The organism is Nitrospirillum bahiense (genome assembly GCF_007828025.1).
Lineage (GTDB): Bacteria > Pseudomonadota > Alphaproteobacteria > Azospirillales > Azospirillaceae > Nitrospirillum > Nitrospirillum amazonense.
The window spans coordinates 59,170-84,792 of record NZ_VITO01000006.1; the positions used below are offsets into that span (position 1 = coordinate 59,170).

General features: G+C 66.2%; 21 protein-coding genes. 11 read left to right on the plus strand and 10 right to left on the minus strand.

The window, feature by feature from the left end; all coding sequences use genetic code 11:
* Positions 1-42 precede the first annotated feature (42 nt).
* The 7 genes from FBZ88_RS10240 to FBZ88_RS10270 all read left to right on the plus strand — a co-directional run bounded on the left by FBZ88_RS10240 (position 43) and on the right by FBZ88_RS10270 (position 6,891).
* Positions 43-1,539, plus strand: a complete 1,497-nt coding sequence (locus tag FBZ88_RS10240; RefSeq protein WP_145616724.1) for a Do family serine endopeptidase — start codon at positions 43-45, stop codon at positions 1,537-1,539.
* Between the two features lie 107 nt (positions 1,540-1,646).
* On the plus strand, positions 1,647-2,321 hold the full coding sequence (locus tag FBZ88_RS10245; protein WP_145616725.1) for a response regulator transcription factor: 675 nt from the start codon (positions 1,647-1,649) through the stop codon (positions 2,319-2,321).
* 26 nt (positions 2,322-2,347) lie between these two features.
* A complete protein-coding gene (locus FBZ88_RS10250) occupies positions 2,348-3,751 on the plus strand; it encodes a sensor histidine kinase (RefSeq protein ID WP_145616726.1) in 1,404 nt (467 codons plus the stop codon).
* Between the two features lie 101 nt (positions 3,752-3,852).
* The gene (locus FBZ88_RS10255; RefSeq protein WP_145616727.1) at positions 3,853-5,448 is read left to right on the plus strand and encodes a HAMP domain-containing methyl-accepting chemotaxis protein; all 1,596 of its coding nucleotides are present in this window, start codon (positions 3,853-3,855) and stop codon (positions 5,446-5,448) included.
* Positions 5,449-5,536: 88 nt separating this feature from the next.
* A complete protein-coding gene (locus tag FBZ88_RS10260; protein WP_145616728.1) occupies positions 5,537-6,169 on the plus strand; it encodes a class I SAM-dependent methyltransferase in 633 nt (210 codons plus the stop codon).
* Positions 6,170-6,217: 48 nt separating this feature from the next.
* Complete coding sequence (locus FBZ88_RS10265) at positions 6,218-6,613, plus strand: type II toxin-antitoxin system RelE/ParE family toxin (RefSeq protein ID WP_145616729.1); 396 nt, start codon at positions 6,218-6,220, stop codon at positions 6,611-6,613.
* On the plus strand, positions 6,610-6,891 hold the full coding sequence (locus FBZ88_RS10270; protein WP_145616730.1) for a helix-turn-helix domain-containing protein: 282 nt from the start codon (positions 6,610-6,612) through the stop codon (positions 6,889-6,891). Before FBZ88_RS10265 ends, FBZ88_RS10270 begins: the two co-directional genes overlap by 4 nt.
* A gap of 8 nt (positions 6,892-6,899) precedes the next feature.
* Here FBZ88_RS10270 and tcuC read toward each other — a convergent pair whose 3' ends face one another.
* From tcuC to proS, 7 genes are all read right to left on the minus strand, one after another.
* On the minus strand, positions 6,900-8,192 hold the full coding sequence (gene tcuC / locus FBZ88_RS10275) for an MFS transporter (RefSeq protein ID WP_145616731.1): 1,293 nt from the start codon (positions 8,190-8,192) through the stop codon (positions 6,900-6,902).
* 332 nt (positions 8,193-8,524) lie between these two features.
* Positions 8,525-9,559, minus strand: a complete 1,035-nt coding sequence (locus FBZ88_RS10280) for a retropepsin-like aspartic protease (protein WP_145616732.1) — start codon at positions 9,557-9,559, stop codon at positions 8,525-8,527.
* A 32-nt stretch (positions 9,560-9,591) separates the two neighbouring features.
* Positions 9,592-10,563, minus strand: a complete 972-nt coding sequence (locus tag FBZ88_RS10285; RefSeq protein WP_186464318.1) for a retropepsin-like aspartic protease — start codon at positions 10,561-10,563, stop codon at positions 9,592-9,594.
* A 148-nt stretch (positions 10,564-10,711) separates the two neighbouring features.
* Positions 10,712-11,626 carry a DNA-3-methyladenine glycosylase family protein gene (locus FBZ88_RS10290; protein ID WP_145616734.1) on the minus strand — a complete coding sequence of 305 codons (915 nt, stop codon included), beginning with the start codon at positions 11,624-11,626 and terminating at the stop codon, positions 10,712-10,714.
* Positions 11,623-12,360, minus strand: coding sequence for an ABC transporter ATP-binding protein (locus FBZ88_RS10295; RefSeq protein ID WP_246138606.1), 738 nt, complete (start codon positions 12,358-12,360; stop codon positions 11,623-11,625). The genes FBZ88_RS10290 and FBZ88_RS10295 overlap by 4 nt, the downstream gene beginning before the upstream one ends.
* Entirely contained in the window at positions 12,353-13,633 is a 1,281-nt protein-coding gene (locus tag FBZ88_RS10300; RefSeq protein ID WP_145616735.1) for a lipoprotein-releasing ABC transporter permease subunit, read from the minus strand. Before FBZ88_RS10300 ends, FBZ88_RS10295 begins: the two co-directional genes overlap by 8 nt.
* A gap of 122 nt (positions 13,634-13,755) precedes the next feature.
* Complete coding sequence (gene proS / locus FBZ88_RS10305; protein ID WP_145616736.1) at positions 13,756-15,072, minus strand: proline--tRNA ligase; 1,317 nt, start codon at positions 15,070-15,072, stop codon at positions 13,756-13,758.
* Between the two features lie 455 nt (positions 15,073-15,527).
* Here proS and FBZ88_RS10310 point away from each other — a divergent pair, with 455 nt between their 5' ends.
* The 3 genes from FBZ88_RS10310 (at position 15,528) to FBZ88_RS31300 (ending at position 20,671) form a co-directional block, all read left to right on the plus strand.
* The gene (locus tag FBZ88_RS10310) at positions 15,528-17,219 is read left to right on the plus strand and encodes a methyl-accepting chemotaxis protein (RefSeq protein ID WP_145616737.1); all 1,692 of its coding nucleotides are present in this window, start codon (positions 15,528-15,530) and stop codon (positions 17,217-17,219) included.
* Positions 17,220-17,538: 319 nt separating this feature from the next.
* Entirely contained in the window at positions 17,539-18,513 is a 975-nt protein-coding gene (locus FBZ88_RS10315) for a helix-turn-helix domain-containing protein (RefSeq protein ID WP_145616738.1), read from the plus strand.
* Between the two features lie 466 nt (positions 18,514-18,979).
* A complete protein-coding gene (locus FBZ88_RS31300) occupies positions 18,980-20,671 on the plus strand; it encodes a methyl-accepting chemotaxis protein (protein ID WP_145616739.1) in 1,692 nt (563 codons plus the stop codon).
* Between the two features lie 62 nt (positions 20,672-20,733).
* Here FBZ88_RS31300 and FBZ88_RS10325 read toward each other — a convergent pair whose 3' ends face one another.
* From FBZ88_RS10325 to FBZ88_RS10335, 3 genes are all read right to left on the minus strand, one after another.
* Positions 20,734-22,563 carry a DUF885 domain-containing protein gene (locus tag FBZ88_RS10325; RefSeq protein ID WP_145616740.1) on the minus strand — a complete coding sequence of 610 codons (1,830 nt, stop codon included), beginning with the start codon at positions 22,561-22,563 and terminating at the stop codon, positions 20,734-20,736.
* A 136-nt stretch (positions 22,564-22,699) separates the two neighbouring features.
* A complete protein-coding gene (locus FBZ88_RS10330; RefSeq protein WP_145616741.1) occupies positions 22,700-23,242 on the minus strand; it encodes a hemerythrin domain-containing protein in 543 nt (180 codons plus the stop codon).
* A gap of 86 nt (positions 23,243-23,328) precedes the next feature.
* Complete coding sequence (locus FBZ88_RS10335; RefSeq protein ID WP_145616742.1) at positions 23,329-23,799, minus strand: hypothetical protein; 471 nt, start codon at positions 23,797-23,799, stop codon at positions 23,329-23,331.
* 92 nt (positions 23,800-23,891) lie between these two features.
* Between FBZ88_RS10335 and FBZ88_RS10340 the strand changes: the two genes are divergently transcribed.
* Complete coding sequence (locus FBZ88_RS10340) at positions 23,892-25,184, plus strand: NCS2 family permease (RefSeq protein ID WP_145616743.1); 1,293 nt, start codon at positions 23,892-23,894, stop codon at positions 25,182-25,184.
* Positions 25,185-25,623 lie beyond the last annotated feature (439 nt).

Genomic DNA, 25,623 nt, shown 5'->3' on the forward strand with positions numbered 1-25,623 from the left:
GCTAAAACCAAGAAATACATTCGTGAAAGCGAGCTTGAGACCATGACCTCCCTGCCCACCGTTCGCACCGCCAAGAAGCGCTTTCCCCGTCTGGCCGTCACCGCGCTGGCCATCGGCCTGATGACCGGCACCGCCCTGGTGGCGCCGCCAGCCGCCATCACCGCCCACGCCGCCAGCCCGGCGTCGCTGCCCAGCTTCGCCGACCTGGTGGAGAAGGTGACGCCAGCGGTGGTGACCATCACCGCCGCGCACAAGGTGACGACGCCGCAGGTGCCACAGGAACTGCAGGAGATGATGCGCCACTTCGGCCTGCCGGACGAGGCGCTGCCCGGCGGCCGCGGCGGCAATGGCCGCCCCCGCATCGAATCTGCCCTGGGCTCGGGCTTCGTCATCGACCCCAGCGGCTACATCGTCACCAACCGCCACGTCATCGAGGGCGCGGACGAGGTGAAGGTGCACTTCCAGGACCAGACCGACGACGTGCCGGCCAAGATCGTGGGCCAGGACGAGCGGTCGGACCTGGCGCTGCTGAAGGTCGAGCCCAAGAAGCCGCTGCAGGCCCTGGCCTTCGGCGACAGCGACAAGATGCGCCCGGGTGACTGGGTGATCGCCGTGGGCAACCCCTTCGGCCTGGGCGGCACCGTCACCGCCGGCATCGTCTCGGCCCGCGGCCGTGACATCGACGCCGCCAACCTGAACGACTTCCTGCAGATCGATGCCTCGATCAACAAGGGCAATTCCGGCGGCCCGACCTTCAACGCCAATGGCGAGGTCATCGGCATCAACACCGCCATCTTCTCGCCCACCGGCGGCTCGGTCGGCATCGGCTTCGCCATTCCGTCCAACGTGGCCAAGCCGGTGATCGAAAAGCTGAAGGCCACCGGCCATGTGCAGCGCGGCTATCTCGGCGTGACCCTGCAGGCCGTGACGCCGGAGATCGCCGACAGCCTGGGCCTGAAGGAGCCGAAGGGCGCCATCATCAACGCCGTCTCGCCCAAGAGCCCGGCGGAGAAGGGCGGCCTGAAGCAGGGCGACGTGGTGCAGAGCATCAACGGCAAGTCCATCGACAACCAGCGCGACCTGGCCCGCAACGTGGCCGGCATCGACCCGGGCAAGACCGTGGACCTGGGCGTGCTGCGCGGCGGCAAGGCCATCACCGTCTCCGTGAAGCTGGGCGAGGCGCCCAACAGCGGCGACAAGGACAACGGCCCTGGCGGCTCCACCTCGCCGGACGGCAAGGGTGACAACGCCTCGGTGGCCGGTCTGAAGCTGGGCAAGCTGGACGACCGCACGCGGGAGCGCATGGGCCTGGACAACGACGCCCAGGGCGTCGTCATCGTCGACCCCGGCAAGGACGATCTGGGCCTGCGCCCCGGCGACATCATCGCCAGCGTGAACAACGAGAGCGTGAAGGCGCCGGCGGACGTGAACAGCCAGGTGGAAAAGGCCAAGAAGGACGGCCGCAAGTCCGTCCTGCTGCTGGTCCGCCGTGGTGACCAGCAGATGTTCCTGCCCCTGCCCGTGACGCCCAAGGGCTGATGCCTCTCCGGGATAGTGAATCCCGGCGATTGAAGACCTGACGGGGCCGGGCGGAACTCCACCGCCCGGCCCTTTGTCTGGTACCCTCCCCAACCCAGGTTGCCCCCATGAAGATCCTAGTCATCGAGGACGACGCCCAGGCCGCCGCCTACATGCTGAAAGGCCTGAAGGAGGCGGGGCACGCCGTGGACCACGCGCCCGACGGCACCCAGGGGCTATACCTGGCGGGGGCGGAGCATTACGACGCCCTGGTGGTGGACCGCATGCTGCCCGGCCGCGACGGCCTGTCCCTCGTCAGCCTGCTGCGCGCCGCCGGCAACGACACGCCCGTGCTGGTGCTGAGCGCCCTGGGCAGCGTGGAGGACCGGGTGACCGGCCTGCGCGCGGGGGGCGACGACTACCTGACCAAGCCCTACGCCTTTTCCGAGCTGCTGGCCCGGCTGGAAAGCCTGGGACGCCGCCGGGCGGCGCCGCAGACCCAGGCCACCAAGCTGGTGGTGAGCGATCTGGAGATGGATTTGCTGGCCCGCACGGTGAAGCGGGGCGGCAAGGTCATCGACCTGCTGCCGCGCGAGTTCCAGCTGCTGGAATGCCTGATGCGCAACGCCGGCAGCGTGGTGACCCGCACCATGCTGCTGGAGCAGGTGTGGGACTATCACTTCGACCCGCAGACCAACGTCATCGACGTGCATATCGCGCGCCTGCGCCAGAAGGTGGACAAGGGCTTCGACCCGCCCCTGATCCAGACCGTGCGGGGGGCCGGGTATTGCTTACGTCCGTGAAACGTCCGGCGTCAGAGGCGGCGGGCATGGATCTGCCGTCCGACCGGCACCGCCATCTGGGCCGGCTGCTGCGCACCACCACTTTCCGCTTCGCGCTGATCTATCTGGGTCTGTTCATCGGCTCCGTCCTGCTGGTGCTGTGGCTGATCTACTGGTCCACGGCGGGATTCCTGGCGGGCCAGGCCGACACCGGCATCCGCGAGGACATGCAGGCCCTGGCCGACCGCTACCGCACCGGCGGCATGGCCAGCCTGGCGGAAGCGGTGAACGAGCGCGGCATGGGCAACGCCTCCTCCATCTACATCCTGTCGGCGGGCTCGGGCGCCACCCTGGCCGGCAACCAGTTCTGGCCCAAGGGCGTGGATGAGGCCGGCTGGGCCAACCTGCCGGTGAAGGATCCCAGCAGCGGCCAGGTGCGGCCCGGCGACGTGCGCGCCCTGATCGCGGTCCTGCCCGGCGGCTATCGCGTGCTGGTGGGCCGCGACCTGGGCGAGGTGCGGGTGCTGCGCGAGCGGCTGGAGCGCGTCATCGGCTGGAGCATGGGCCTGGCCCTGGTGCTGGGCCTAGTGGGCGGCCTGGCCATGAGCCGTGTCTGGCTGCGGCGCCTGGACGGCGTGACCCGCACGGCGGAGGCCATCCGCGAGGGCATGCTGGTCAGCCGCGTGCCCCTGACGGGCAGCGGTGACGAGTTCGACCAGCTGGCCCACACGCTGAACGCCATGCTGGACCGCATCGAGGCGCTGGTGGCCGGCATCCGCCATGTCAGCCAAGGCATCGCCCACGACCTGCGCACCCCCCTCACTCGCCTGCGCACGCGCCTGGAACTGGCCCTGATGCACGACACGGTGGAGAACCCGCGCGAGGTGCTGGAGGCCGCGATCGAGGAGGTGGACCACCTTCTGGCCACCTTCCGCGCCCTGCTGGCCATCGCCGAGGTGGAGTCGGGCGGCAACCTGCCCATCGCCCCCGTGCCGCTGGACACCCTGGCGCTCAGCACTGGTGAGCTGTACGACGCGGTGGCGGAGGACCAGGGCATCACCTTCACCATGGCGGTGGAGGCGACCGGCCCGGCCGCCACGGTCCAGGGCAACCGCCAGCTGCTGGGCCAGGCCCTGGCCAACCTGCTGGACAACGCCCTGAAATATACGCCCGAGGGTGGCCACGTCAGCCTGACCGTCACCGCCGATGGCTCATCCCGCGTGAAGGTGACCGTGGCCGACAACGGCCCCGGCATCCCGGCGGAGGACCGCGAACGCGTGCGCGAGCGCTTCTTCCGCCTGGACCGCGACCAGGCCCGCCCCGGCAGCGGCCTGGGCCTGAGCCTGGTGGACGCGGTGGCCCAGCGCCACGGCGGCACCCTGGTGCTGGAGGACAATGGCCCGGGGCTGAAGGCCCAGCTGCTGCTGCCGGTGGTTAATTCACTGAACTAACACTATCCGTTCGCGCACCCCTTTGTGGGTAGTCCATTAAGCATCGCTTCAGAGTCCAGGCCGCAGAGTCCACGAATGAATATTCGAGGGACCGTCCTGCAATGCTGAATAACGTGAAGATTGGGGTTCGCCTCACCCTCCTGGTGGGGTGCTTGGCGCTTGTCGCCGTTTTGACCGGCTTCATGGGCTTGCACGGCGCCTGGACCACCAACCAGGATCTCAAGAGCGTTTACGAGGACCGCACGGTCGCGCTGGCCGATCTGACCGCCGTTCAGGACAACCTGTACCGGTTGCGCGCGGCGCGCGGTGTCGGCACGACCGCCGCCAGCGCCGACAAGGGCATGGAGGCAGCCTGGTCCCACTACATGTCCACCTACCTGACGCCGGAAGAAGCCAACCTGGTGCACGCGTTCGAGCCGGCCTACACCGCGTATCGGCAGCTGGTCGGTAGCGACACCCAGGATCGGGACGCCTTCGGTCGGGTGATGGAGCGGCTGGCGCCGCTGATCGCCCTGCAGGTCAACGAAGCGAAACGGATCTTCGACGAGTCGGTGGCGCGCTTCAGCCGCACCATGATCCTGACCGTCGGCATCAGCGCGCTCGGCATCGTCGGCGGCATCATCCTCGCGGTCATCGTCGTCCGGTCCGTGACCGGGGGCATCAGCGGCATCATCACCGTCATGTCCCGCCTGACGGCCGGGGACACGACCGTCCTGGTGCGGGGGCTGGGCCGCCGGGATGAAATCGGCGACCTGGCCCAGGCCGCAGAGGCGTTCAAGCAGAGCACCCTGCGCGTTCGCGCCATGGAAGAGGCCGCGGCGCACGAAAAGCAGGAGGCCGAGGCGCGGCGCAAGGCGGCACTGCTGGGCATGGCGTCCCGGTTCGAAAGCTCCGTCAAAGGCGTGGTCGATGCAGTGGCGGGCGCCGCCACGGAAATGCAGGCGGCAGCCCAGACCATGGCCGCCACCGCCGAGGAAACCAGCCGGCAATCGCAGACGGTGGCCGGCGCCGCCGACGTCGCCGCCGCCAACGTCAACACCGTCGCCAGCGCGGCCGAGGAGTTGTCGGCTTCGATCACCGAGATCAGCCGTCAGGTGGCCCGGTCCTCGACCGTGGCATCGGCCGCCGTCACCACCACCGGTGAGACGGTCGGAACGGTGACCACCTTGAAGGGCTCCGCCGCCGACATCAGCGCCGTGGTGGCGCTGATCAGCGAGATCGCCAGCCAGACCAACCTGCTGGCGCTGAACGCGACCATCGAGGCCGCACGCGCGGGCGAGGCGGGCAAGGGCTTCGCGGTCGTAGCCAACGAGGTGAAGGCCCTGGCGACCCAGACCGCGAAGGCCACCGAAGAGGTCGCAACCCGCGTCAGCGACATCCAGCGCGCCTCCAACGCCGCCGGCCTATCCATATCGGCCATTGCCGACACCATCGGGGAGATCAGCGGCATCGCCACCGCAATCTCCGCGGCCGTCGACCAGCAGAGCGCCGCGGCGAACGACATCGCCGGCAGCATCACCCAAGCCGCCGCCGGCACCAGCGAGGTATCCAGCACCATCGCCAGCGTCACCCAAGCCGCCGGGGAAACCGGGGCAGCCGCGACGCAGGTGCTGGCCGCCGCACACAGCCTGTCGACCGAGTCCGAGCATCTGCGGCGGGAGGTGGCGGAGTTCCTGGCGACGGTGCGCGCCCCCTAACCGGCACCGCTGCCCTTGTGCCGCCGCCCCGCTTGGCCTATCGCTGGATGGGCAAGGATGGAAACAGGCCGCACCAAGGATTTGCCCCGTGGACGACGACGCCGACCGCATCATCGACCTGTACCGGCGCCACGGCCTGGCATGGGAGGCCGATCGCCAGGCCGCCCAGCGCCAACGCCCCCACATGGAAGGCCCTTGGCTGGACCGCTTCCTGGCCCTGGCGCCGCCGGGGCCGATATTGGACCTGGGGTGCGGCGGCGGCGACCCCATGGCCACCTACCTGGTGGCCCGGGGCCGTGCCGTCACCGGCGTGGACAGTGCCCCCGCCCTGCTGGATCTGGCCCGCGGCCGCATGCCGGACCAGGACTGGCGGCTGGCCGACATGCGCGACCTGGATCTGGGCCGGCGCTACGCCGGCATCCTGGCCTGGAACAGCTTCTTCCACCTGGACTTCGACGACCAGCGCGCCCTGTTCGCCGTGTTCCAACGGCACGCCCTGCCCGGTGCGGCCCTGATGTTCACCAGCGGCCCCCGCCACGGCGTGGCCATGGGGCAGTACGCCGGCGAGCCGCTATACCACGCCAGCCTGGACCCGACCGAATACCGCGCCCTGCTGGACGCGCACGGCTTCGATGTCATGGAGTATCGCGCGGAGGATCCGGATTGCGGCCGGCACACCGTCTGGCTGGCGCGGGGACAGCCGGCCCGGACGAATGAGTAGCTTGGCTTCCACTTGCCGCGATATACAAAATCTTGTATGAATTGATTTATGAGAAATGCTGGGAGCAGGGAACCAGGAGCCCCCAAGGACGTGGAGTTCCTAGGTGATTCCTTGGAAATACTACGAAGCTTCCCCTTGGCCGCCAAAAGAGAAGCGGGCCATCAGATCGACAATCTCCAGCATGGAAGATTGCCGGACGATTGGAAGCCGATGAAGACCATCGGTCCGGGTGTTCAGGAAATCAGGATCACCGACCAATCCGGCATCTATCGTGTAATCTACGTCGCGAAATTCGAAGACGCCGTATACGTGCTGCACTGTTTCCAGAAAAGGACCCAGAAGACGCCATCGGGTGATCTTGGAATCGCGAAAGATCGATACGGCAGCCTTGTTGAACGGCTGAAGCGTCATAAGGCCGAGGAAAGGAAAGGCAAACGGAAATGACCGACAATCGGTTCTCCAGCGTCTGGGACGCCATAGAGGATACGCCGGCGGAAGCCGAGAACATGAAGCTTCGTTCCAAATTGGCGATGACCTTGAAAGACTACATCACCCGCCAGGGCCTGACCCAGGCGGAGGCCGCCAAGACTTTCAGCGTGACACAGCCGCGCATCTCGGATCTGGTGCGGGGCAAGATCGATCTGTTTGGCTTGGACGCCCTGGTCAACATGGCCAGCGCCGCCGGCCTGCGCGTCGAAATGACCATCCTGGAAGCCGCCTGACCCCTCCCTCACCCCTCCGCGTGCCGCTTGGCGAACCGCGTGCTAACCGGCACGGCGACCAGGCCGCAGAACGCCGCCGCCGACAGCCACAGGCCCGGCATGGCGGCGTTGCCACCGTGCTTCACCAGGTAGGTGCTGACGAACGGGGTGAAACCGCCGGCCGCCGTGGCCAGGCTGTAGGCCAGGGAGAAGCCGGCGGTGCGCACGGCCACGGGCACGATCTCGGTCAGGTAGACCACCATGGCGCCGTTGTAGCAGGCGTAGAGAAAGGACAGCCACAGCTCCACCCCCAGCAGGCGGCCGAAGCTGGGCGCGTCCGCCAGCCAGCTCAGGGCTGGATAGGCGGTGGCCAGCGCCAGCGCGGTGCAGGCCACCAGGATGGGCCGGCGCCCGATGCGGTCGGACAGGGCGCCCGACAGGGGCAGCCACAAGAGGTTGCTGGCGCCCACGGCCAGGGTGACCAGCAGGGCGTCCATGTCGCTGAGGTGCAGGGCGTCGCGGCCGAAGGTGGGGGTATAGGCGGTGATGAAATAGAAGGACACCGTGGTCATCAGCACCAGGCCCACACCCGTCAGCACCACCCCCCAGTTGGCCGCCAGCGAGGCGAGGATCTCCCCCACCGTGGGCCGGTGCTTGCGCGCCAGGAAAACCTCCGTCTCGGTCAGGGAGCGGCGGATGTGGAACAGGAAGGGCACGATCAGGCAGCCCACCACCAGGGGGATGCGCCAGCCCCAGGCCTGCATGGTGTCGGGCGGCAGATAGAAGGTCAGCGCCACGCCGATCAGCGCCGCCACCATTACCGCCACCTGCTGGCTGGCCGACTGCCAGCTGACGTAGAAGCCCTTGTGGCCCGGCGTCGCGATCTCCGACAGGTAGACGGAGACGCCGCCCAGCTCCACCCCCGCCGACAGGCCCTGCACCAGCCGGCCCAGCAGCACCAGCAGGGGTGACAGCAAGCCGATGGTGGCATAGCCCGGCATGAGCGCGATGGTGATGGTGCCCACCGACATCAGGCCCAGGGTCAGCAGCAGGCCGTCACGCCGCCCCTTGCGGTCGATATAGGCGCCCAGCGCCAGGGCGCCGATGGGCCGCATCAGGAAGCCGGCGCCGAAGGTGGCGAAGGTCAGCAGCAGGCCGGCGGTGTCGCTGCCCTTGGGGAAATAGGCGCGGCTGATGGCGCCGGCGAAATAGCCGAACACCATGAAGTCGTACATTTCCAGGAAATTGCCGCTGGCGACCCGCACCACCGTCATCACTTGGGACCACCGGTCCCGGCCCGCACCCGCCGGCGTCACGCCCATTTCACACCACCAACCATTTCCTCACCACCCCACCCTGCCACGATGGGCGGGGCACCGCCAAGGCACGCGTGTCGCGGCGGGGACGCCTCCGTTTCCGGGACCCTGTCCGCGCGCGGATGGCGCCCCTCCCTGCGGCGGTGGCTCGATGGCTATGCCTACCGCGTCGCGCTCGACCCGCTGTGGTTCGTGGCCGCCGCCGCAGTGTCGCTGGGGCTGGCCTGGGTGACGGTGGCCGCTCACCTGGCCCGCATCGCCCGCGAGCGGCCGGTGCGGGCGCTACGATATGAGTGACGAGGCTAAGGAGTCCGATCCGTGCGCCCAACCACCCTGCCTCAGTTGGAGCCGGCCCCCTTATCCTCGGACTTCCCGCCTTCGGATTCCGTCCGTGCCGCCACCGGTTCAACCGAGAAGATCGGCCGGCCGACGTTGGTGAAGTATAGCTTGTTCTGGCTGTTCGCGATGTAGATGTGGTGGGTCTTGATGAAGTCCGCCCCCAACAGCATGTCGGTAGCCCCAGCCTTCTCAGGATCCCAACCGCGCGAATAATCGCCAAAGCGGATTTTCACGTTGCGCACCGTCTCATCACCGATTGTGAAGGTCTCGAAGGTGCCGATCCAGGTGTTGATGGTGTCCTTGCCGATACCATGGCTGCCGCCACCCGGCGTCACCCCCGCGTCATCCTCATGCACGCCGGCACGGTGGGCGATGCGCTGCTGAAGGCTGCTGTGGCTGGCGCCAGTATCCAGCGTCGCCCAGAACTCATAGCCGTTCAGGGCGACATGAACGATATTGGCGGTTCGGCGTCCCTGGGGCGGCTTCATCAAGGCCTCGGCGTAGGATTGCGCCCAATAGGCCAGTGGCACATCATCACACCCCTGGGGTTGGAAGAAGCGGACGATGCTGTGGGCGAAGTCCAGTTCGACATCGGCCTGACTGAAAATATCCTGGCCCAGGATCAGCTCCACCCCAGGTCCAACATTGCTATTATCGATCACCTGAAGACGCAGGTCATTGACCTGCCAAGAACCGATCGTCAGCTTGTCCACCGGCGCGGAGCCAATATGGACTTCGCCCCCGACACCGGCGACCTTGCCCGCCTCATAGTGCTTGGTAACGTCCAGGCCCAGACGCGCCGCCCCTGTGGACGTCAGCATGGTGCGATATGAGCCCGTATCCAGCAGGGCGCGCACGGCCTTGCCGTTGATGCTGCCCTCGACGATAGGCTGGTTGCGCTCCAGCTTCAGCGCCAGTTCGCTGATCTTGTTCAAATGACAGTCGGCCACTCCCCCCCAGGCAAGCCCCGGTGCGATGGTCCCCGCCAGGGCGGCCAGCATGGCAGCCCGTCTTCCCCACACACGCATACGCATCCCCCCAACTCCAGTTTGAGACCTGGCGTCGCCTATGATCCCGCGCCGAAAACCGGCTTCGACACATTGGTGAAGTAAATCTTGTCCTGGCTATTGGCGATGTAGATGCGATGGGACCGGATAAAGTCCATGCCCAGCACCATGTTCAGGGTGCCATCGCGCGCCACGCCCAGGTTGTAGTAATCGCCCACCGACAGGCGGGCATTGCGGATCACCTCATCCCCAACCGCCAGGGTGCCGAAGGTGCCGATCCATGTGGGCACCGGCAGGCGGCCGATGTCATGCCGCTCCGGCCCCGGCTGGGAGCCGGGCGAATCCTCGCGCACATCCACGCGGTGGGCCATGCGGGTATTGACCGCGCTGGTGCGGACGCCGGTGTCCAGCCGCGCCCAGAACTCCTGGTCGTTCAGCCGCACCACCACGCGGCTAACGGAAAAGCCACCGAACCCGCGGGAGCGGAGGGTGGCCTGGGAATAGGTCTTCGCCCAATAGGCCAATGGCACATCGTCGCAGCCGCTGGGCCGGAAGAAGCGGATGACGTTGTGCGCCATATCCAGTTCCACATCCGACTGCACGAACAGGTCCTGGCCCAGCACCATATCGGCGCCAGCGCCAAAGTCGCCCGCCTCGACCACCTGCACCCGGGCGTCCGTACCTTGCCACGGCCCCATCTGCAGGGTATCGGCCTGCAGGGTGCCAGCCTTGACCCAATCGCCCTGGCCCAGTTGCAGGCCCGGCACACGCCGCTCCAGGAAGGATAGCCCCAGGCGCCGTGCCGCCTCCACCGACACCAAATGGCGGGTCGAGCCGGTATCGATCAGCGCCCGCACCGGCTTGCCATTCAACACGCCGTCCGCGATGGGCAGGCCATTTTCCAGATGCACCGGCAATTCACCCACGGGGTTCAGGCGGCAATCCGTCACGCCCGCGGTCGCGGCCCGCGGCGCCACCGACAGCAGACCGGCCAGCGTCAGGATGGCGGTCAAAAAAAGGAAAGGGCGCATCTGAAACGGTCCCGCCGGTTGCAAGCCGCGCAGTATCGCAAAGGCCGGCGGGCCCCCGCAAGCGCACGTCCGTGACAAAACCCCCGCCATCGTCGCTCTTCTGGTGAGTGCGACGGCCTGCCGCGCCACCGCGGGCCGCCGGCGCGCCTCAGGCCAGGCTGGCCCACAGATGGGCGGTGGCCAGGCTGCGCCAGGGGGCATGGGGGTGCATCAGGGTGGCCTGCTCCTCCGCCGTGGGGCGGCGATCCATGGCGTGGAAGCGCTGCAGGGCCGCCGCCAGGCCGGCGTCGCCCACCGGCACCCGGTCGGGCAGGCCGCAGCCGCGCATCAGGACGTAGTTGGTGGTCCACGGCCCGATGCCGCGCAGGGCCAGCAGCGCCGCCTCGGCCGCCGCCTCGCCGGCTGGGTCGGTGTCCAGCCGCTCCAGCGCGGCCAGGTCCAGCCGGCCCGCCACCGCCGCCTGGGCGGCATCGATGAGGTAGCGTGCCTTGGAGCGGGAGAAGCGGCGGGCGGTCAGCAGCTCCGGATCCAGGGCCGCCACCGCCGCCGCCTCCGGATGCGCGATCATGCCCGAGGGGTGCGGCCGGCCGGCCAGCAGGATCAGCTGGCGGCGCAGGTCGGCGGCGAAGGTCAGGTTGATCTGCTGGCCGATGATGGCCCAGGCCAGCGCCTCGAACACGGTGGCCGCCAGGGGTGGACGATAGCCCCGGCGGTTTCCCACCAGCCGCGCCGTCGTCGCGTCGTGGTCCGCCCGCGCCTCCAGCCCGGCGGCGGCATCGGCCAGCGCCGGTGTCAGGCCCAACATGCGCAGGGCCACCCGCTGGGCGCGCGCCAGGATCAGGGGATCATCGCTGTCCATGCCCATCACCAGGGTACCGCCGCCGGCAGGTGCCGTGAGGGTCAGCAGGTAGGCCCGGCCGTCGAACTCCAGCGCCTTGGTCAGCGCGGGACCCGCCACCCGTTCCGCCGGGGCGTCGCGGTCGCGGTACCAGTCGCGGCCGTGATAGCGCCAGGCGGCGTCGGGATCGAAGCCCGGCGGCAGGTCCAGGGTCAGCTGGCTCAAGACTCCACCAGCACGCCGTCCCGCAGTTCCACCACCCGGTCCATGCGGGCCGCCAGGTCCAGGTTGTGGGTGGCGACCAGGGCGCCGAAGCCGTCTTTACCCGTGCCGCTGCCCCGCACCAGGCGGGTCAGCAGGGCGAACACGTCGTCGGAGGTATGGTGGTCCAGGTTGCCCGTGGGTTCATCCGCGATCAGCAGGCTGGGCCGGTTGGCCAGGGCGCGGGCGATGGCCACGCGCTGCTGCTCGCCGCCCGACAGGCGGGCCGGACGGTGGCTGCCCCGCGCGGCCAGGCCCACCTGGGCCAGCAGCTCCTTGGCCCGTTCCCGCGCCACCGCCTTGGACACGCCGGCGATCATCTGCGGCAGGACGATGTTCTCCTCCGCGCTGAACTCCGGCAGCAGGTGATGGAACTGGTAGACGAAACCGATGGTCTGCCGCCGCAGCGCGGTGCGGCCGGCATCGTCCAGCGTGGCGGCGTCGCGGCCGTCGATGCGGATGACGCCGCCGTCGGCATGCTCCAGCAATCCCGCGATGTGCAGCAGGGTGGACTTGCCGGCGCCGCTGGGCCCCACCAGGGCCACGATCTCCCCCCGGCGCACCGAACAGGCGGCACCGCGCAGCACCTCCAGCACCGCACCCGCCTGCTGGAAGCGGCGCACGACGCCGGACAGTTCCAGCACGGTATCGCCCGTGGCGGGGATGATGGGCTTTTCCATGACGGACACGTCACTCATAGCGCAGGGCCTCCACCGGATCGAGGCGAGCGGCCCGCCAGGAGGGATAGACGGTGGCGGCGAAAGACAGGAACAGGGCCATGACGCCCACCTGCGTCACCTCCATCCAGTCCAGCCTGGCCGGGATTTGGGTGAAGAAATAGATCTCGGCGTTGAACAGGTCGCGGCCGATGATGGCCTGCAGGAACTGGCGGATGGCTTCGATGTTCTTGGTGAACAGCACGCCCAGCACCATGCCGAAGACGGTGCCGACCACGCCGATGCTGGCGCCCGTCAGGAAGAAGATGCGCAACACCATGCCTCGGCTGGCGCCCATGGTGCGCAGGATGGCGATGTCCCGCCCCTTGTCCTTGACCAGCATGATCATGCTGCTGATGACGTTGAACGCTGCCACCAGGATGATCAGCGACAGGATCAGGAACATGACGTTGCGTTCCACGTCGATGGCGCTGACGAAGGCGGCGCTGCGCTGGCGCCAGTCATAGACGCGGTACTCCTGCCCCGCCGCGCGGGTGGCGGCGGCCAGGTAGGGATCGATGTGGGTGGGGTCCTGCACGAACACCTCGATGGAGGTGTAGCCGTTGGCCACGCCGAAAAAGGTCTGCGCCGCCGCCAGGGGCATGAAGATCAGGCTGTTGTCCACGTCGTACATGCCGACGTCGAAGATGGCGGCCACGGGATAGGTGCGGGCGCGGGGGATGGAACCGAAGGCCGTCTGGTTGAAGCGCGGGCTGACCAGGCGCAGCTGGTCACCCACATGCAGGTTCAAACGCTTGGCCATGCGGCTGCCGATGGCGATGCCGTCGCCCAGGTTGGCCTCGTCCCCCGTGGCGCCGGTGGCGGCGCCGAAGGCCTCGGCCGCCCCCTCGACCAGATGGGTGGAGACGATGGGCCGGCGGCGGAAATCCTCCGGCGTGATGCCGTGGACATAAGCCGCGCTGGCCGTCCCGTCCTGGGTGATCAGGGCCTGGCCCTCCACCGTCGGCATGACGGCGGTGACGCCGGGCACGGTCAGCAGGCGCTGGGTGACCGCGTCGTTCTCGGGCATGGGGCCCAGCAGGGACTGCACCTCCAGATGGCTGTACAGGCCCAGCACGCGGCCCAGCAACTCGGTGCGGAAGCCGTTCATCACCGACATGACGATGATGAGGGTGGCGACGCCCAGGCCGATGCCCAGCAGGGAAAAGCCGGCGATGACGGAGATGAACCCCTCCTGCCGGCGCGCCCGGAGGTAGCGCATCGCGACCATGCGTTCAAAGGCGGAAAAGATCATTCGGGGGGGCCGGGCCGTCGAGGGTGGAAAGTGATGAGGCAATGCGCGCGATTCTGGGCGGAAAAAAGGCGCCCGCTCCTACCATGCGCGACAGGGGCGGGCGTCCCGTTTCTTGCCCCTGGTCAGGCCTTGATCAGTTCGGCCAGGGCGGCCTCCACCGACAGCTCGCGCTTCTCGCCGGTGGCGCGGCGCTTCAGCTCCACCACCCCGGCCTTCAGCCCGCGCGGGCCCACGGTCAGCTGCCAGGGCAGGCCGATCAGGTCCATGTCGGCGAACTTGGCGCCCGGGCGCTCGTTGCGGTCGTCGTACAGCGTCTCGACACCGGCGGCGTTCAGCTTGGCGTACAGGTCGTCGCACAGGCTGGCGCACGCCGCGTCGTCGGCCTTCAGGTTGATCAGGCCCACGTGGAAGGGGGCGACGGCGTCCGGCCAGATGATGCCGTTCTCGTCATGGCTGGACTCGATGATGGCGCCCATCAGGCGCGACACGCCGATGCCGTAGCTGCCCATCTCCACCGCCACCGGCTCCCCATCCGGCCCGGCGACCACGGCGCCCATGGGCTTGGAATACTTGGTGCCGAAATAGAAGATGTGGCCGACCTCGATGCCGCGGGCGGAGACCAGCTGGTCCTCCGGCACCTCGCAGGTGGCGGGGTCGTGCTTCTCGTCCGTGGCGGCGTAGATGCTGGTGTACTTGGCGAAGAAGTCCTTCAGGTCGCTGCCGGCCTCGGGCGGGTTCTGCAGCACGTCCAGGTTCAGCCAATCCTTGTGGCAGAACACGCCGCTTTCGCCCGTCTCGGCCAGGATGATGAACTCATGGCTGAGGTCGCCGCCGATGGGGCCGGTGTCGGCGCGCATGGGGATGGCCTTCAGCCCCATGCGGGCGAAGGTGCGCAGATAGGCCAGGAACATCTTGCGATAGGACAGCTTGGCCCCTTCGGCGTCCAGGTCGAAGGAGTAATTGTCCTTCATCAGGAACTCACGGCCGCGCATGACGCCGAAGCGGGGGCGGATCTCGTCCCGGAACTTCCACTGGATGTGGTAGAGGTTCTTCGGCAGGTCCTTGTAGCTGCGCACGAACGTCTTAAAGATGTCGGTGATCATCTCCTCGTTCGTGGGGCCGTACAGCAATTCACGGTCGTGACGGTCGGTGATGCGCAGCATCTCCTTGCCGTAGTCGTCATAGCGGCCCGACTGGCGCCACAGCTCCGCCGACTGGATGGTGGGCATCAGCAGTTCCTGGGCGCCGGCGGCGTCCTGCTCCTCCCGCACGATCTGCGAAATCTTGCGCAGGACCTTCCAGCCCAGCGGCAACCAGGCGTAGATGCCGGCGCTGGTCTGCCGGATCATGCCGGCGCGCAGCATCAGCCGGTGCGAGGCGATCTGCGCCTCCGCCGGGGTTTCCTTCAGGGTGGGCAGGAAAAACTGGGAGGAGCGCATCGCGGGAACCCGTCGCCTTCATGAACTTGGATTACGGAAATGGAGCCGCGACTTTAGGCAATGACGCCCCCCCTGTCCATGGCGGCGGGGCTGAAAGGGATTTCGGATATGTCGCGCCCGATGATTATCCCCACGCAAACGCATGGCCGGTATAACCACCTGATTTCCGCAGGATAGGTATGTCCCTGGCATTGGACCGTCCAGATCTCACGGTCTATGTCATAAGTACTATCAGGCTAAACATGACAGCGCACATATCCGCAGCGGCCATCTCCACTTCCCATTGAAATAACCGCTTAGGTCAATTTTTAGAAAACATCTAAATTATACCTTCCCGGCAATAATGGATGGTGGCCATGCGTTGACCTTGAAATCCGGCTTGTGGTTTTTACCGGCCATTAACCAATCGCTGCTATCACGCCGGGACAAGCCCGCCGCCCTAAGGATCCGCAACCATGTTGGCCAACGCCAAAATCCTAACAAAGATTAACCTGGTCATCCTCGTCATGGCGCTTTCCGCCGTCGCCATCGGCATCGCCGGCTACATCGGCATGTCGAAGCTGTCGGTCGCGACGCACCGCCTGGACGTCATGGGCACCAACCTGCACCAGGCGGCGCAGCTGAACGCCAACGTGATCTATATGAACCGCGGTGAATACCGCATGGCCGCCGATCCCAAGGATACCGAGGACGTCGCCAAGAACGTCGCCGGCCGGGTCGATGAGTTCACCAAGAACATGACCCTGCTGGACCAGCAGGTGGAGGGCAAGTACCGGCCCATGCTGGCGGAGATCAAGACCGCCTTCGCCGCCTACAAAAAGGAATTCGATGGCACGATGGCGGCCAGCCGCAAGCATGCGGACCTGAAGAACGAGGCCGCCCGCCAGGAAATCCTGGACGAGGTCGCGCAGTCGCGCACCGCGTCCACCGCGCTCAGCAACAAGATCAAGGTGCTGCAGGAGGCCCTGGACGAGGATGGCACCACCGTGGCCCAGGATGCCCAGGCCGTCGCCCGCGACCTGACCATCATGATCGTCGCGGTCGCCGTCATCGGCATCGCCGTGGGCATCGTCGTCGGCATGCTGATCGCCCGCCGCGGTCTGGTCACCCCCATCACCCACATCGTGCGCAACCTGCAGGACCTGGCCCACGGCCGCCTGACCGTCGAGATCTTCGGCACCGAGCGTGGCGACGAGGTGGGCGACATCGCCAAGACCGCCCTGGTCTTCCGTGACAACGCCCGCGAGGCGGAACGCCTGCGCGCCGAGCAGGAAAAGGAACAGGCCGCCCGCGTCGCCCGTGCCGCCGCCCTGGAAAACCTGACCCGCACCTTCGACGTGCAGGCCGGCGACGTCATCGGCGCCGTCGCCTCCGCCGCCACGCAGATGCAGGCCACCGCCAGCTCGCTGTCCGCCTCGGCCGAGCAGACCACCCGCCAGTCCGCCACCGTGGCCGCCGGCGCGGTGGAGGCCTCGGCCAACGTCCAGACCGTAGCCGCCGCCGCCGAGGAACTCAGCTCTTCCATCCAGGAGATCAGCCGCCAGGTGGCGCAGTCGACCACGGTCGCCGGCGACGCCGTGCGCCAGGCCACCCACACCGGCACCATCGTCGCCGGCCTGGAGCAGACCGCCCAGCGCATCGGCGACGTGGTGAAGCTGATCACCGACATCGCCAGCCAGACCAACCTGCTTGCCCTGAACGCCACCATCGAGGCGGCGCGCGCCGGCGAGGCGGGCAAGGGCTTCGCGGTCGTGGCCAGCGAAGTGAAGAGCCTGGCCAACCAGACCTCGAAGGCGACGGAGGAGATCAGCACCCAGATCGCCCAGGTCCAGGAGGCGACGCGCGAGGCGGTGACCGCCATCGGCGCCATCTCCGGCACCATCGAGAACATCAACAGCATCGCCACCACCATCGCCTCGGCGGTGGAGGAGCAAGGGGCGGCGACGCAGGAGATCGCCCGCAACGTGCAGCAGGCGGCCGCCGGCGCCGACAGCGTCACCCACAACATCCAGGGCGTCTCGCAGGCCGCGGATGAGACGGGCCATTCCGCCCATGACGTGCTGACCGCCGCGACCTCAATGGCGCGGGAGGCGGAAAAGATGCGGGGCCTGGTGGAACAGTTCCTGGTGGACGCCAAGGCGGCGTGATTTCCCGCCTTCCTTCCGTCGGACAGCGCCGTGGCCCGGGAAGAGATCCCGGGCCCATCTTCTTTCAAGGGAGGAAAGAAATGCATTCGGGCGGAAGGGTCCCGAAAGGGCGCCATATGGCGGAATAATTCCGGCAATCACTTGGGTGAAAGGAACTGTCGCAATGTTAACGGACGAAAAAATTTAATCAGTTCCTTTGTGGCTCCGGCCACACCCGGTGAAGTCTGCCATTCATTTAGACAGTACTAACAAACATGCAATTTACTACGCTTAGGTATTAATCTCTAAAAGAAAGGGGTTACCACCTAAGAGGGCCATAATGGCATGGGATTTTAAGAGCGCATGCTTGAATTTTTCCACCGGAGACCAAAAATCTGACGACGGAAAGTCATTCTGGACAAAAAAGATCAGCACTTTCCTACCTGGATTACATTTTGATTTCCATCAACACGGCAATTTTTCCGCATCAGCAACCATAGCGTCCCTTGGATCTGCCATACTACTGTCCAAACATGTGGACCCTCACACGGTCATACGGGCAAAAAACCTTATTGTCCGCGATCATATTGATGATTTTTGTTTGCTTTATATTGTCTACGGCGCGGCGGTCATATCCTGCAACAATGGCGCCACCACGATCGGGCTCAAACCTGGCCAGTGGATCCTCAAGAACAGCGCTGTAGAATATCTTCTGCGCTTCGAATCAGAGACCGAGGCCAAAGTCCTGATTTTGCCCAAGAGTTGGCTCGCCTCCAGAACGCCTTGTGCGGAGGAAATGGCGCTTAAGGATGTCTGCGACAATAATGGATGGGGCCGCGCCCTGGCCTGCGTGATGGCGGAACTAAACCCTGAAACCGTGCATCAACTACCCCTGCCTCCTGGCGAAATTGTCAACCAGATCAGCGCACTGCTGACGTTAACGGCAGGCTGGCAAGAAGCACCAGCGCTTAGGACGGGTCCACGCGCCACGCTGAGACGCCTGCGTCAGGCCATGCGCGACCGCCTCCATGACCCAGCGTTGACACCTTCTGATTTCGCTGCCCAGCAGGGCATTTCAAAGCGCACGCTGCACGCCTTGTTCGCCGCCGCCGGGACAAGTTTCAGCAAGGACCTGATCTCGATGCGCCTCGAATATGCCAGATCCTTGCTGACCACCCCTGGCTTCCAAAACAAATCCATCGCCGAAATAAGCAGGTACGCCGGCTTCACCAATTCCGGGCATTTCAGCAGGCGCTTCCTCGCCGCGTACGGCGTTGCCCCCTCGATCTATTCGCGTGCGCGCCGGAGGCCATAGTCGGCCAGTCCTTCCCATCGACATTTGAGAACAGAACTGGCCAGCGCCCCCTGACGGGCGGCCTGCTGCCGACATGGCCGTCGCCGGCCCAGTGGCAAGGACACCTGGCACGAGGCGTTGACGACGGCCAGCAAAGAATGGCCATGCCAGCCCATAGGAAGCCTTACGGTGGCAAATGCACCTCATCAGAAAATTGAAAGTTGGAAATCGAACCATGCTGGGGAAACACGAAAATCTGCCAGACACTTCTCTTGGAGTGCATGATTCTCGTTCTGTCAGCGCATCCACGAAATTCAATCGTTTCTATTTCCTACTAGTCGTTATATGTGTCACATGAAAACAATAAAGCAGAAACGACGATATTTACCTAAATCGAATCCAATATATCCAAATTTCATGGGCAATATTGGATAGTCGTGATGTCCATATTATAAATACCTCAACACCAAAAAAGGCTTGGCAAAAAATGCTCGAAAACACCAAGATTATTACAAAGATATTGTTCGTCATTGCGATCATGTCACTTTCGGCCTTCGCCATCGGTATCGCCGGGTATACTGGCCTGTCGAAGCTGGCAACCGCCACCCATCGGCTGGAGGTGATGGACACCAACCTGAATCAAGCCGCCCAAATGGGCGCCAGCATCATTCTGCTGAACCGCAGTGAATTCCGCATGGCTGCCGACCCCAGGGAAACGGACGAGGTTTTCAGAACTACAAATAAAAGATCAGATGAATTCATCAATACCTTAAGAAATCTACAAAAGCTTGCGGAAGATAAATATCAGCCCGCCTTGATAGACATCAAAACTACTTTCGATGACTATAAAAAACAATATGACTCCACGGTGTCAGTCAGCCGCAAACACGCCGATCTGAAAAATGATGCCGCCCGACAGGAGATCCTGGACGAGGTCATGCGGTCGCGCGCCGTTGCCACCACGCTCAGCGACAAGATCAAGGCCCTGCAGGAGGAGTTGGACAAGGACGGAACCGCCGTCGCCCAGCAGGCCCAGACGTTAGCCCGCGATTTGACCTGGATGATCGCCATCGTGGCTATCGCGGGCATCGTTATCGGCGTCGCCATCGGCATACTGATTGCGCGCCGCGGCCTGACAATTCCCATCGACCGCATCGTCCACAACCTGCAGGATCTGGCCCAGGGCCGACTGGACATTGACATCTATGGCACCGCTCGCGGTGATGAAGTGGGGGACATCGCCAAGACCGCCCTGGTGTTCCGCGACAACGCCCGCGAGACCGAACGCCTGCGCGCCGAACAGCAGAAGGAGCAGGCCGCCCGCATCGCCCGTGCTGCCGCCCTGGAGGGATTGACCCGCACCTTCGATACCCAGGCCGCCGATGTCATTGGCGCCGTGGCCTCGGCCGCGACGGAGATGCAGGCCACCGCCAGCTCGCTATCGTCATCCGCCGAGCAAACCACCCGCCAATCCGCCGCCGTGGCCGCCGCCGCCGTCGAAGCCTCAAGCAACGTCCAGACCGTCGCCTCGGCGGCGGAAGAACTTGCCTCGTCCACGCAGGAAATCGGCCGCCAGGTGGCCCAGTCGGCAGCGGTGGCCGGCGACGCCGTGCGTCAGGCGACCCAGACCGGCGTCATCGTCGCCGGCCTGGAGCAGACCACCCAGAAGATCGGCGAAATCGTGAGCCTGATCACCAACATCGCGGCACAGACCAATCTGCTGGCCCTGAACGCCACCATCGAGGCGGCACGGGCAGGTGAAGCGGGCAAGGGCTTCGCCGTCGTCGCCAGCGAGGTCAAGAGCCTGGCCAATCAGACCTCCAAGGCCACCGACGAGATCAGCACCCAAATTGCCTCGGTCCAGGAGGCGACGCGAGGGGCTGTGGCCGCCATCGGCGCCATCTCCGGCACCATCGAGAACATCAACAATATCGCCACCGCCATCGCCTCCGCGGTGGAAGAACAAGGGGCCGCCACCCAGGAAATCGCCCGCAACGTCCAACAGGCCGCGACTGGCACCGACAGCGTCACCCAGAACATCCAAGGGGTGTCAACCGCCGCCGAGGCGACGGGGCATGCCGCCCACGACGTGCTGATGGCCGCTACCTCCATGGCCCGGGAGGCGGAAAAGATGCGTGGCCTGGTCGAGACGTTCCTGGTGGAAGCGCGCGCGGCCTGAGCCAGATAGACGAATGGCCCGGGGAGCGATCCCCGGGCCATCGTTTCACGGGGGTACCGGCCTCAGCCCCGCTGCACCCGGGCGATGTAGTCGCCCACCATGGTCTGCAGCACGTCCAGCGGCACGGCGCCCGAGTTCAGGCCCACCTGGTGGAAGTCCTTGATGTCGAACTTGTCGCCCAGGGCCGTCTTGGCCTGGTCGCGCAGGCGGTTCCACAGCGTGTGGCCGATCTTGTAGCTGCAGGCCTGGCCCGGCCAGGCGCAATAGCGGTCGGTCTCCCGCGTCATGGCGCTTTCGGTGTCGCCCGTCAGGTCCACCATGTACTTCACCGCCTGTTCCCGGCTCCACCGCTTGTGGTGCATGCCGGTGTCGATGACGCAGCGGCCGGCGCGGAACAGCAGGAACTTCAGGAAGCCGATGCGGCCCAGCGGATCGGCGTCGTACATGCCCAGCTCATCGGCCAGCTGCTCGGCATACAGGGCCCAGCCCTCGCCATAGCCGGAGAAGAACATGTTGGCGCGGTAGAGCGGGATGCCCTTGGTTTCCTGCGCGATGCAGCCCTGCAGGTGATGGCCGGGAATGCCTTCATGGTAGACGGTGGTGGGCAGCGACCATTTGGGCCATTCGGCCGTGTCGTGCAGGTTGAAGTAGATGGTGCCCACCCGGTCGCCTTCCAGCGGCGGGGATTCGTAGTAGGCCAGCGGCGCGCCGGCCTCGATGGCCGCCGGTACCCTCTGCACCCGCGCCTTGGCCTTGGGGATGTCGCGGAACATGCGCGGCAGGCGCGACGCCATGTCGTCCAGCTTCACCTGCAAATCGGCCACCAGCTGGGCCTTGCCCTCGTCGGTGTTGGGATAGGTGCTCTCGGGCCGGGCGCGCAGGGCCTTGATGCGCTCCGCCACCGTGCCTTGGGTCAGGCCCTGGGCCGCCAGCAGCGATTCCAGCCGCGCGCCGATCTCCTTGGCCTGGTCCAGGCCGATCTGGTGCACCTCATCCGGGGACAGGGTGGTGGTGGTGCTGGACTTCAGGCCCTGGGCGTACCAGGCCTCGCCATCCTTGATGTGCCAGACGCCGGCGTCGTGCGTGGCCGTCTTGCGGGCGGCCTCCACCGCCGCGATCTGGCGGTCCAGCGCCGGGCCGACCTTGTCGGTGTAGATCTTGGCCGCCTGGGCGCCGTAGGCGTCGCCCAGCCCCTTGTCCTTGGCGCGTCTGGCCACCGAGGACACCAAGCCCGACGCACCCGCGTCCACCCGCAGGGCGCGCAGCTGGGTCAGGGTCGTGTCCAGCATGAAGTCGGCGGCCAGGATGCCCTGGGCGGCGTCATGCTTGAACTGTGCCGTCTCGGTGTCCAGCGCGCCGGCAAAGGCCTCCAGACGCGCCAGATACGCATCCGCGTCGGCCTTGACCTCGATGGGATGGTGCACGTCCAGGAAGTTGGGAATGGACTGGTAGGAACCCTGCAGCTGGCACAGCTCATACGGCGACCCGCCGGAGCCGAAGGGGAATTTGCGGTCGCTCTCCACCGCCTCGGCCAGCACGTATTCCACGCTGTCGTAGTTCACGGCGTCGATGCCGGTCAGCGCCTTGCGGTCGATGGCCTTGAGACGGCGCAGCTGGCTTTCCGTGGCGGCGGTGTCGGCCTTGCGCCCGGCGGGGCTGCGGTCGTCCAGCCTGGCGCGCAGGCCGGCCAGCTTGCCCGTGTCCATGCCGGCCATGGTGGCGCCTTCAGGGCTGCGCCGCAGATCTTCCTGGAAGAAGGTGTCCAGCAGGTGGTTCAGGTCGGCGGCGGGGCCCGAAGCGGGCTTTGAGGCATCGGCGGCGAAGCCGGGACGGACCGTGGCCAGGGCGACCGAGGCGGCGCTGGCGGCCAGGAAGGCGCGACGATTGAACATGAAGTCCCCTTTATAATTTGATGGGCGAGACTACCGCCCCCGGGGACCGGGAAAAAGGCCGGGCCTGTAACGGAACGGTTACAGGCGGCGCCCGCGCCCCCTCGGGTGAGGAAGGGGCCGCAGGCGCCGCGCGTCATCAGGAGTAGGCCTTGCCCCACTCCGCCATCAGTTCCTGCTTGCGGGCCTTCAGGCGCTCGCCCATCTCGTTCAGGTCCTCATCGCCGCGCTTGGCCTGCGAGAACAGGCCGCCGGGCTGCTCCTCCTCCTTGACGTGGTGCTTGATGTACTCACCCAGCACCTTGACCTTGGCGTCATAGAACTCGTCGCCGGGCTTCATGGCCTCGATCTCGGCGATCAGTTTCTTGGCGCCATCATGCTCGACGTAGGCCTCGTCCAGCATGTCGTCCTCCACCTCGCCCCGTTCCTCGGGATAGAAGATTTCCTCTTCGATGGCGGTGTGGACCTTCAGGGCCAGGGCGATCTTGTTGAACAGCGCCAGCTTCTCATCATCGCTGTCCAGCTGTTCATACTCGTCGAACCAGCCTTCGACCTCGCGGTGGTCCTTCTTCAGCAGGCTGACCGCCAGCGGATCACGCGTGGCGGTGCGGCGCGTGCGGCGCGGCTTCGTGCGGGTCTTGGCCTTGGTGTGGTGGGCGGCGGTCTTGTGGGCCGTGGCCATGGGTGCGCTCCTTCTGCGGATGGTTGGCGCCGTTGTCGGGCCCGTGAAACCCTCCGCGCGCGCCCAAGGTTCCGCTTCGGTGCGCCTCAGCGGCCCGACAGCCCTTGCTGGCGGCAGAGCGCCGCCAGTTCATCCGCCGCCGGATCGGTCAGCGGCTGGCCATTGAACAGCACCTGATCGCCCTCCACCGTCAGCAGGCCCAGATAGGCATCGGCCCGGGACCGCGCCGTGCCGGCGGCGTGCGGCAGCGCGCGGGCCAGGCGCGTGGTCAGCGGGATCTCGATGCGCTGGGGTGCGGGCAGGCGGACGCCGCCGTCCAGATCGGCCGGCGCCACCGGGTTGCCGTCCACATCCACGCCCGGCTGATAGGCGACATCGGGCGCCGGCTCATGCCGCACCGCCCATTGGCAGGCGGCGGGATCGACGGCGATGGTCGGACCTTTCACCGGGCCCTTCTGTGCCCCCTCCTGGGACACCCCTTGGGGCGCCCCCTGCCCACAGGCGGCACCGGCAGCCAGCACCAGCAGGCCGGTCATCACAGCAGCGATCCGCGGCATTGGCTTTGTCCTTGCTTGGCGAGGGCGTCCGCGCCGACCATGGGCGCGATCCTTCGAATAACGCGGGCCTTAGAATAACGCGGGGGCAACACGTGCTTGATCGTTTTTTCGGGCTGACGCCCCATGGCACCACCGTGCGCACAGAGATCCTGGCCGGGGTCACCACCTTCCTGACCATGGCCTATATCATCTTCGTGAACCCCCAGGTGCTGGGCAAGGCCGGCATGGATCCGGGGGCGGTGTTCGTGGCCACCTGCCTGGCCTCCGCCCTGGGCTGCTTCATCATGGGGCTGTACGCCAACTATCCCATCGCGCTGGCGCCGGGCATGGGGCTGAACGCCTACTTCGCCTATTCGGTGGTGGGCGGCATGGGCTATCCCTGGCCGGTGGCGCTGGGCGCCGTCTTCCTGTCGGGCGTGGGCTTCACCATCTTGAGCCTGCTGCCGGTGCGCGAGGCCATCATCAACGCCATCCCGACGGGGCTGAAGCACGCCATCTCCGCCGGCATCGGCCTGTTCCTGGGCCTCATCGCCCTGCAGAACGCCGGGATCGTCGCGGCCCATCCCGCCACCATGGTGACCCTGGGGCCCCTGGGCAAGCCGCAGGCCCTGCTGGCCTGCGCCGGCTTCCTGGCGCTGGTGGTGCTGGTGGCGCGCGGGGTCACCGGCGCCGTGGTCATCGCCATCATCGGCACGGCGCTGGCTGGCATGGTGCTGGGCGTCACGCCCCTGATCGCCAGCCCCGTCTCCCTGCCGCCCAACCCGGCGCCCACGCTGTTGCGGATGGATGTGGCCGGCGCCTTCAACATGGGCCTGACCGCCATCATCTTCGCCTTCCTGTTCGTCGACCTGTTCGACACCGCCGGCACGCTGGTGGGCGTGTCCCACCGCGCGGGGCTGCTGGACGCCCGAGGCCGCCTGCCCCGGCTGAAGCGGGCCCTGCTGGCCGACAGCCTGGCCACCACCGCCGGCGCCATGCTGGGCACCTCCACCGTCACCGCCTATATCGAGAGTGCCGCCGGCACCTTCGCCGGCGGGCGCACCGGCCTGACCGCCGTGGTGGTCGGCCTGCTGTTCCTGGCCGCCCTGTTCCTGTCGCCGCTGGCGGCCGCCATCCCCGGCTACGCCACCGCTCCGGCGCTGTTCTACGTCGCCTGCCTGATGGTGCGCGGCCTGGCGGAAATCGATTGGGACGACGTGACCGACTCGGTCCCGGCGGTGATCACGGCCCTGGCCATGCCCTTCACCTTCTCCATCGCCGACGGCATCGCCTTCGGCCTGATCGCCCATTGCGCCATCAAGCTGCTGACCGGCAAGGGGCGGGAGCTGGGTCTGGCCCTGCCCATTCTGGCAGCACTCTTCATGCTGCGCTTCGCCCTGGCTTAAATGCCAGGGCCTTGATCCACATAGGGAATTCCCTGGCTTTCGTTGAGTGAAATTTATGATTGGCCGCTGTTTTTGACCGAAAAGGCCGCCTTTCGGGCATCGTGCCTTGAAAATGATCAAAAAACAGATGACGGAATGATTTCGTCTCCCTATACTCCGCCCTCGTAAACACAAGGGCATAAAAAAGACCGCGCTCGCGATAGCGCGGCGCGGCCTTGAGTTTAGGGAGGAATCGCCACCAAGCGACTCAATGTCAGAGGGGGATGTACCCTCCAACGCTTGGATAATGCTACGCCGAGTTTTCGAAAGGCAAGCCCTAACGGAGGGCTGGCCTTTCTTTTTGTGCTTTTTCTGTGCTTTTGCATAATGGCTAGTCAATTGCCCGGTTTATGGGCTGCCAATTGCCCAATATATAAGCTGGCGCTACTCCACGACGCTT

What these genes read in the sequence shown, in the direction of transcription:
- FBZ88_RS10240 (WP_145616724.1), top strand. Translation starts at nt 43, where the DNA reads ATGACCTCCCTGCCCACCGTTCGCACCGCCAAGAAGCGCTTTCCCCGT.
- FBZ88_RS10245 (WP_145616725.1), top strand. Translation starts at nt 1,647, where the DNA reads ATGAAGATCCTAGTCATCGAGGACGACGCCCAGGCCGCCGCCTACATG.
- FBZ88_RS10250 (WP_145616726.1), top strand. Translation starts at nt 2,348, where the DNA reads ATGGATCTGCCGTCCGACCGGCACCGCCATCTGGGCCGGCTGCTGCGC.
- FBZ88_RS10255 (WP_145616727.1), top strand. Translation starts at nt 3,853, where the DNA reads ATGCTGAATAACGTGAAGATTGGGGTTCGCCTCACCCTCCTGGTGGGG.
- FBZ88_RS10265 (WP_145616729.1), top strand. Translation starts at nt 6,218, where the DNA reads ATGAGAAATGCTGGGAGCAGGGAACCAGGAGCCCCCAAGGACGTGGAG.
- FBZ88_RS10270 (WP_145616730.1), top strand. Translation starts at nt 6,610, where the DNA reads ATGACCGACAATCGGTTCTCCAGCGTCTGGGACGCCATAGAGGATACG.
- tcuC (WP_145616731.1), bottom strand. Translation starts at nt 8,192, where the DNA reads ATGGGCGTGACGCCGGCGGGTGCGGGCCGGGACCGGTGGTCCCAAGTG.
- FBZ88_RS10280 (WP_145616732.1), bottom strand. Translation starts at nt 9,559, where the DNA reads ATGCGTATGCGTGTGTGGGGAAGACGGGCTGCCATGCTGGCCGCCCTG.
- FBZ88_RS10285 (WP_186464318.1), bottom strand. Translation starts at nt 10,563, where the DNA reads ATGCGCCCTTTCCTTTTTTTGACCGCCATCCTGACGCTGGCCGGTCTG.
- FBZ88_RS10295 (WP_246138606.1), bottom strand. Translation starts at nt 12,360, where the DNA reads ATGAGTGACGTGTCCGTCATGGAAAAGCCCATCATCCCCGCCACGGGC.
- FBZ88_RS10300 (WP_145616735.1), bottom strand. Translation starts at nt 13,633, where the DNA reads ATGATCTTTTCCGCCTTTGAACGCATGGTCGCGATGCGCTACCTCCGG.
- proS (WP_145616736.1), bottom strand. Translation starts at nt 15,072, where the DNA reads ATGCGCTCCTCCCAGTTTTTCCTGCCCACCCTGAAGGAAACCCCGGCG.
- FBZ88_RS10310 (WP_145616737.1), top strand. Translation starts at nt 15,528, where the DNA reads ATGTTGGCCAACGCCAAAATCCTAACAAAGATTAACCTGGTCATCCTC.
- FBZ88_RS10315 (WP_145616738.1), top strand. Translation starts at nt 17,539, where the DNA reads ATGGCATGGGATTTTAAGAGCGCATGCTTGAATTTTTCCACCGGAGAC.
- FBZ88_RS31300 (WP_145616739.1), top strand. Translation starts at nt 18,980, where the DNA reads ATGCTCGAAAACACCAAGATTATTACAAAGATATTGTTCGTCATTGCG.
- FBZ88_RS10325 (WP_145616740.1), bottom strand. Translation starts at nt 22,563, where the DNA reads ATGTTCAATCGTCGCGCCTTCCTGGCCGCCAGCGCCGCCTCGGTCGCC.
- FBZ88_RS10330 (WP_145616741.1), bottom strand. Translation starts at nt 23,242, where the DNA reads ATGGCCACGGCCCACAAGACCGCCGCCCACCACACCAAGGCCAAGACC.
- FBZ88_RS10335 (WP_145616742.1), bottom strand. Translation starts at nt 23,799, where the DNA reads ATGCCGCGGATCGCTGCTGTGATGACCGGCCTGCTGGTGCTGGCTGCC.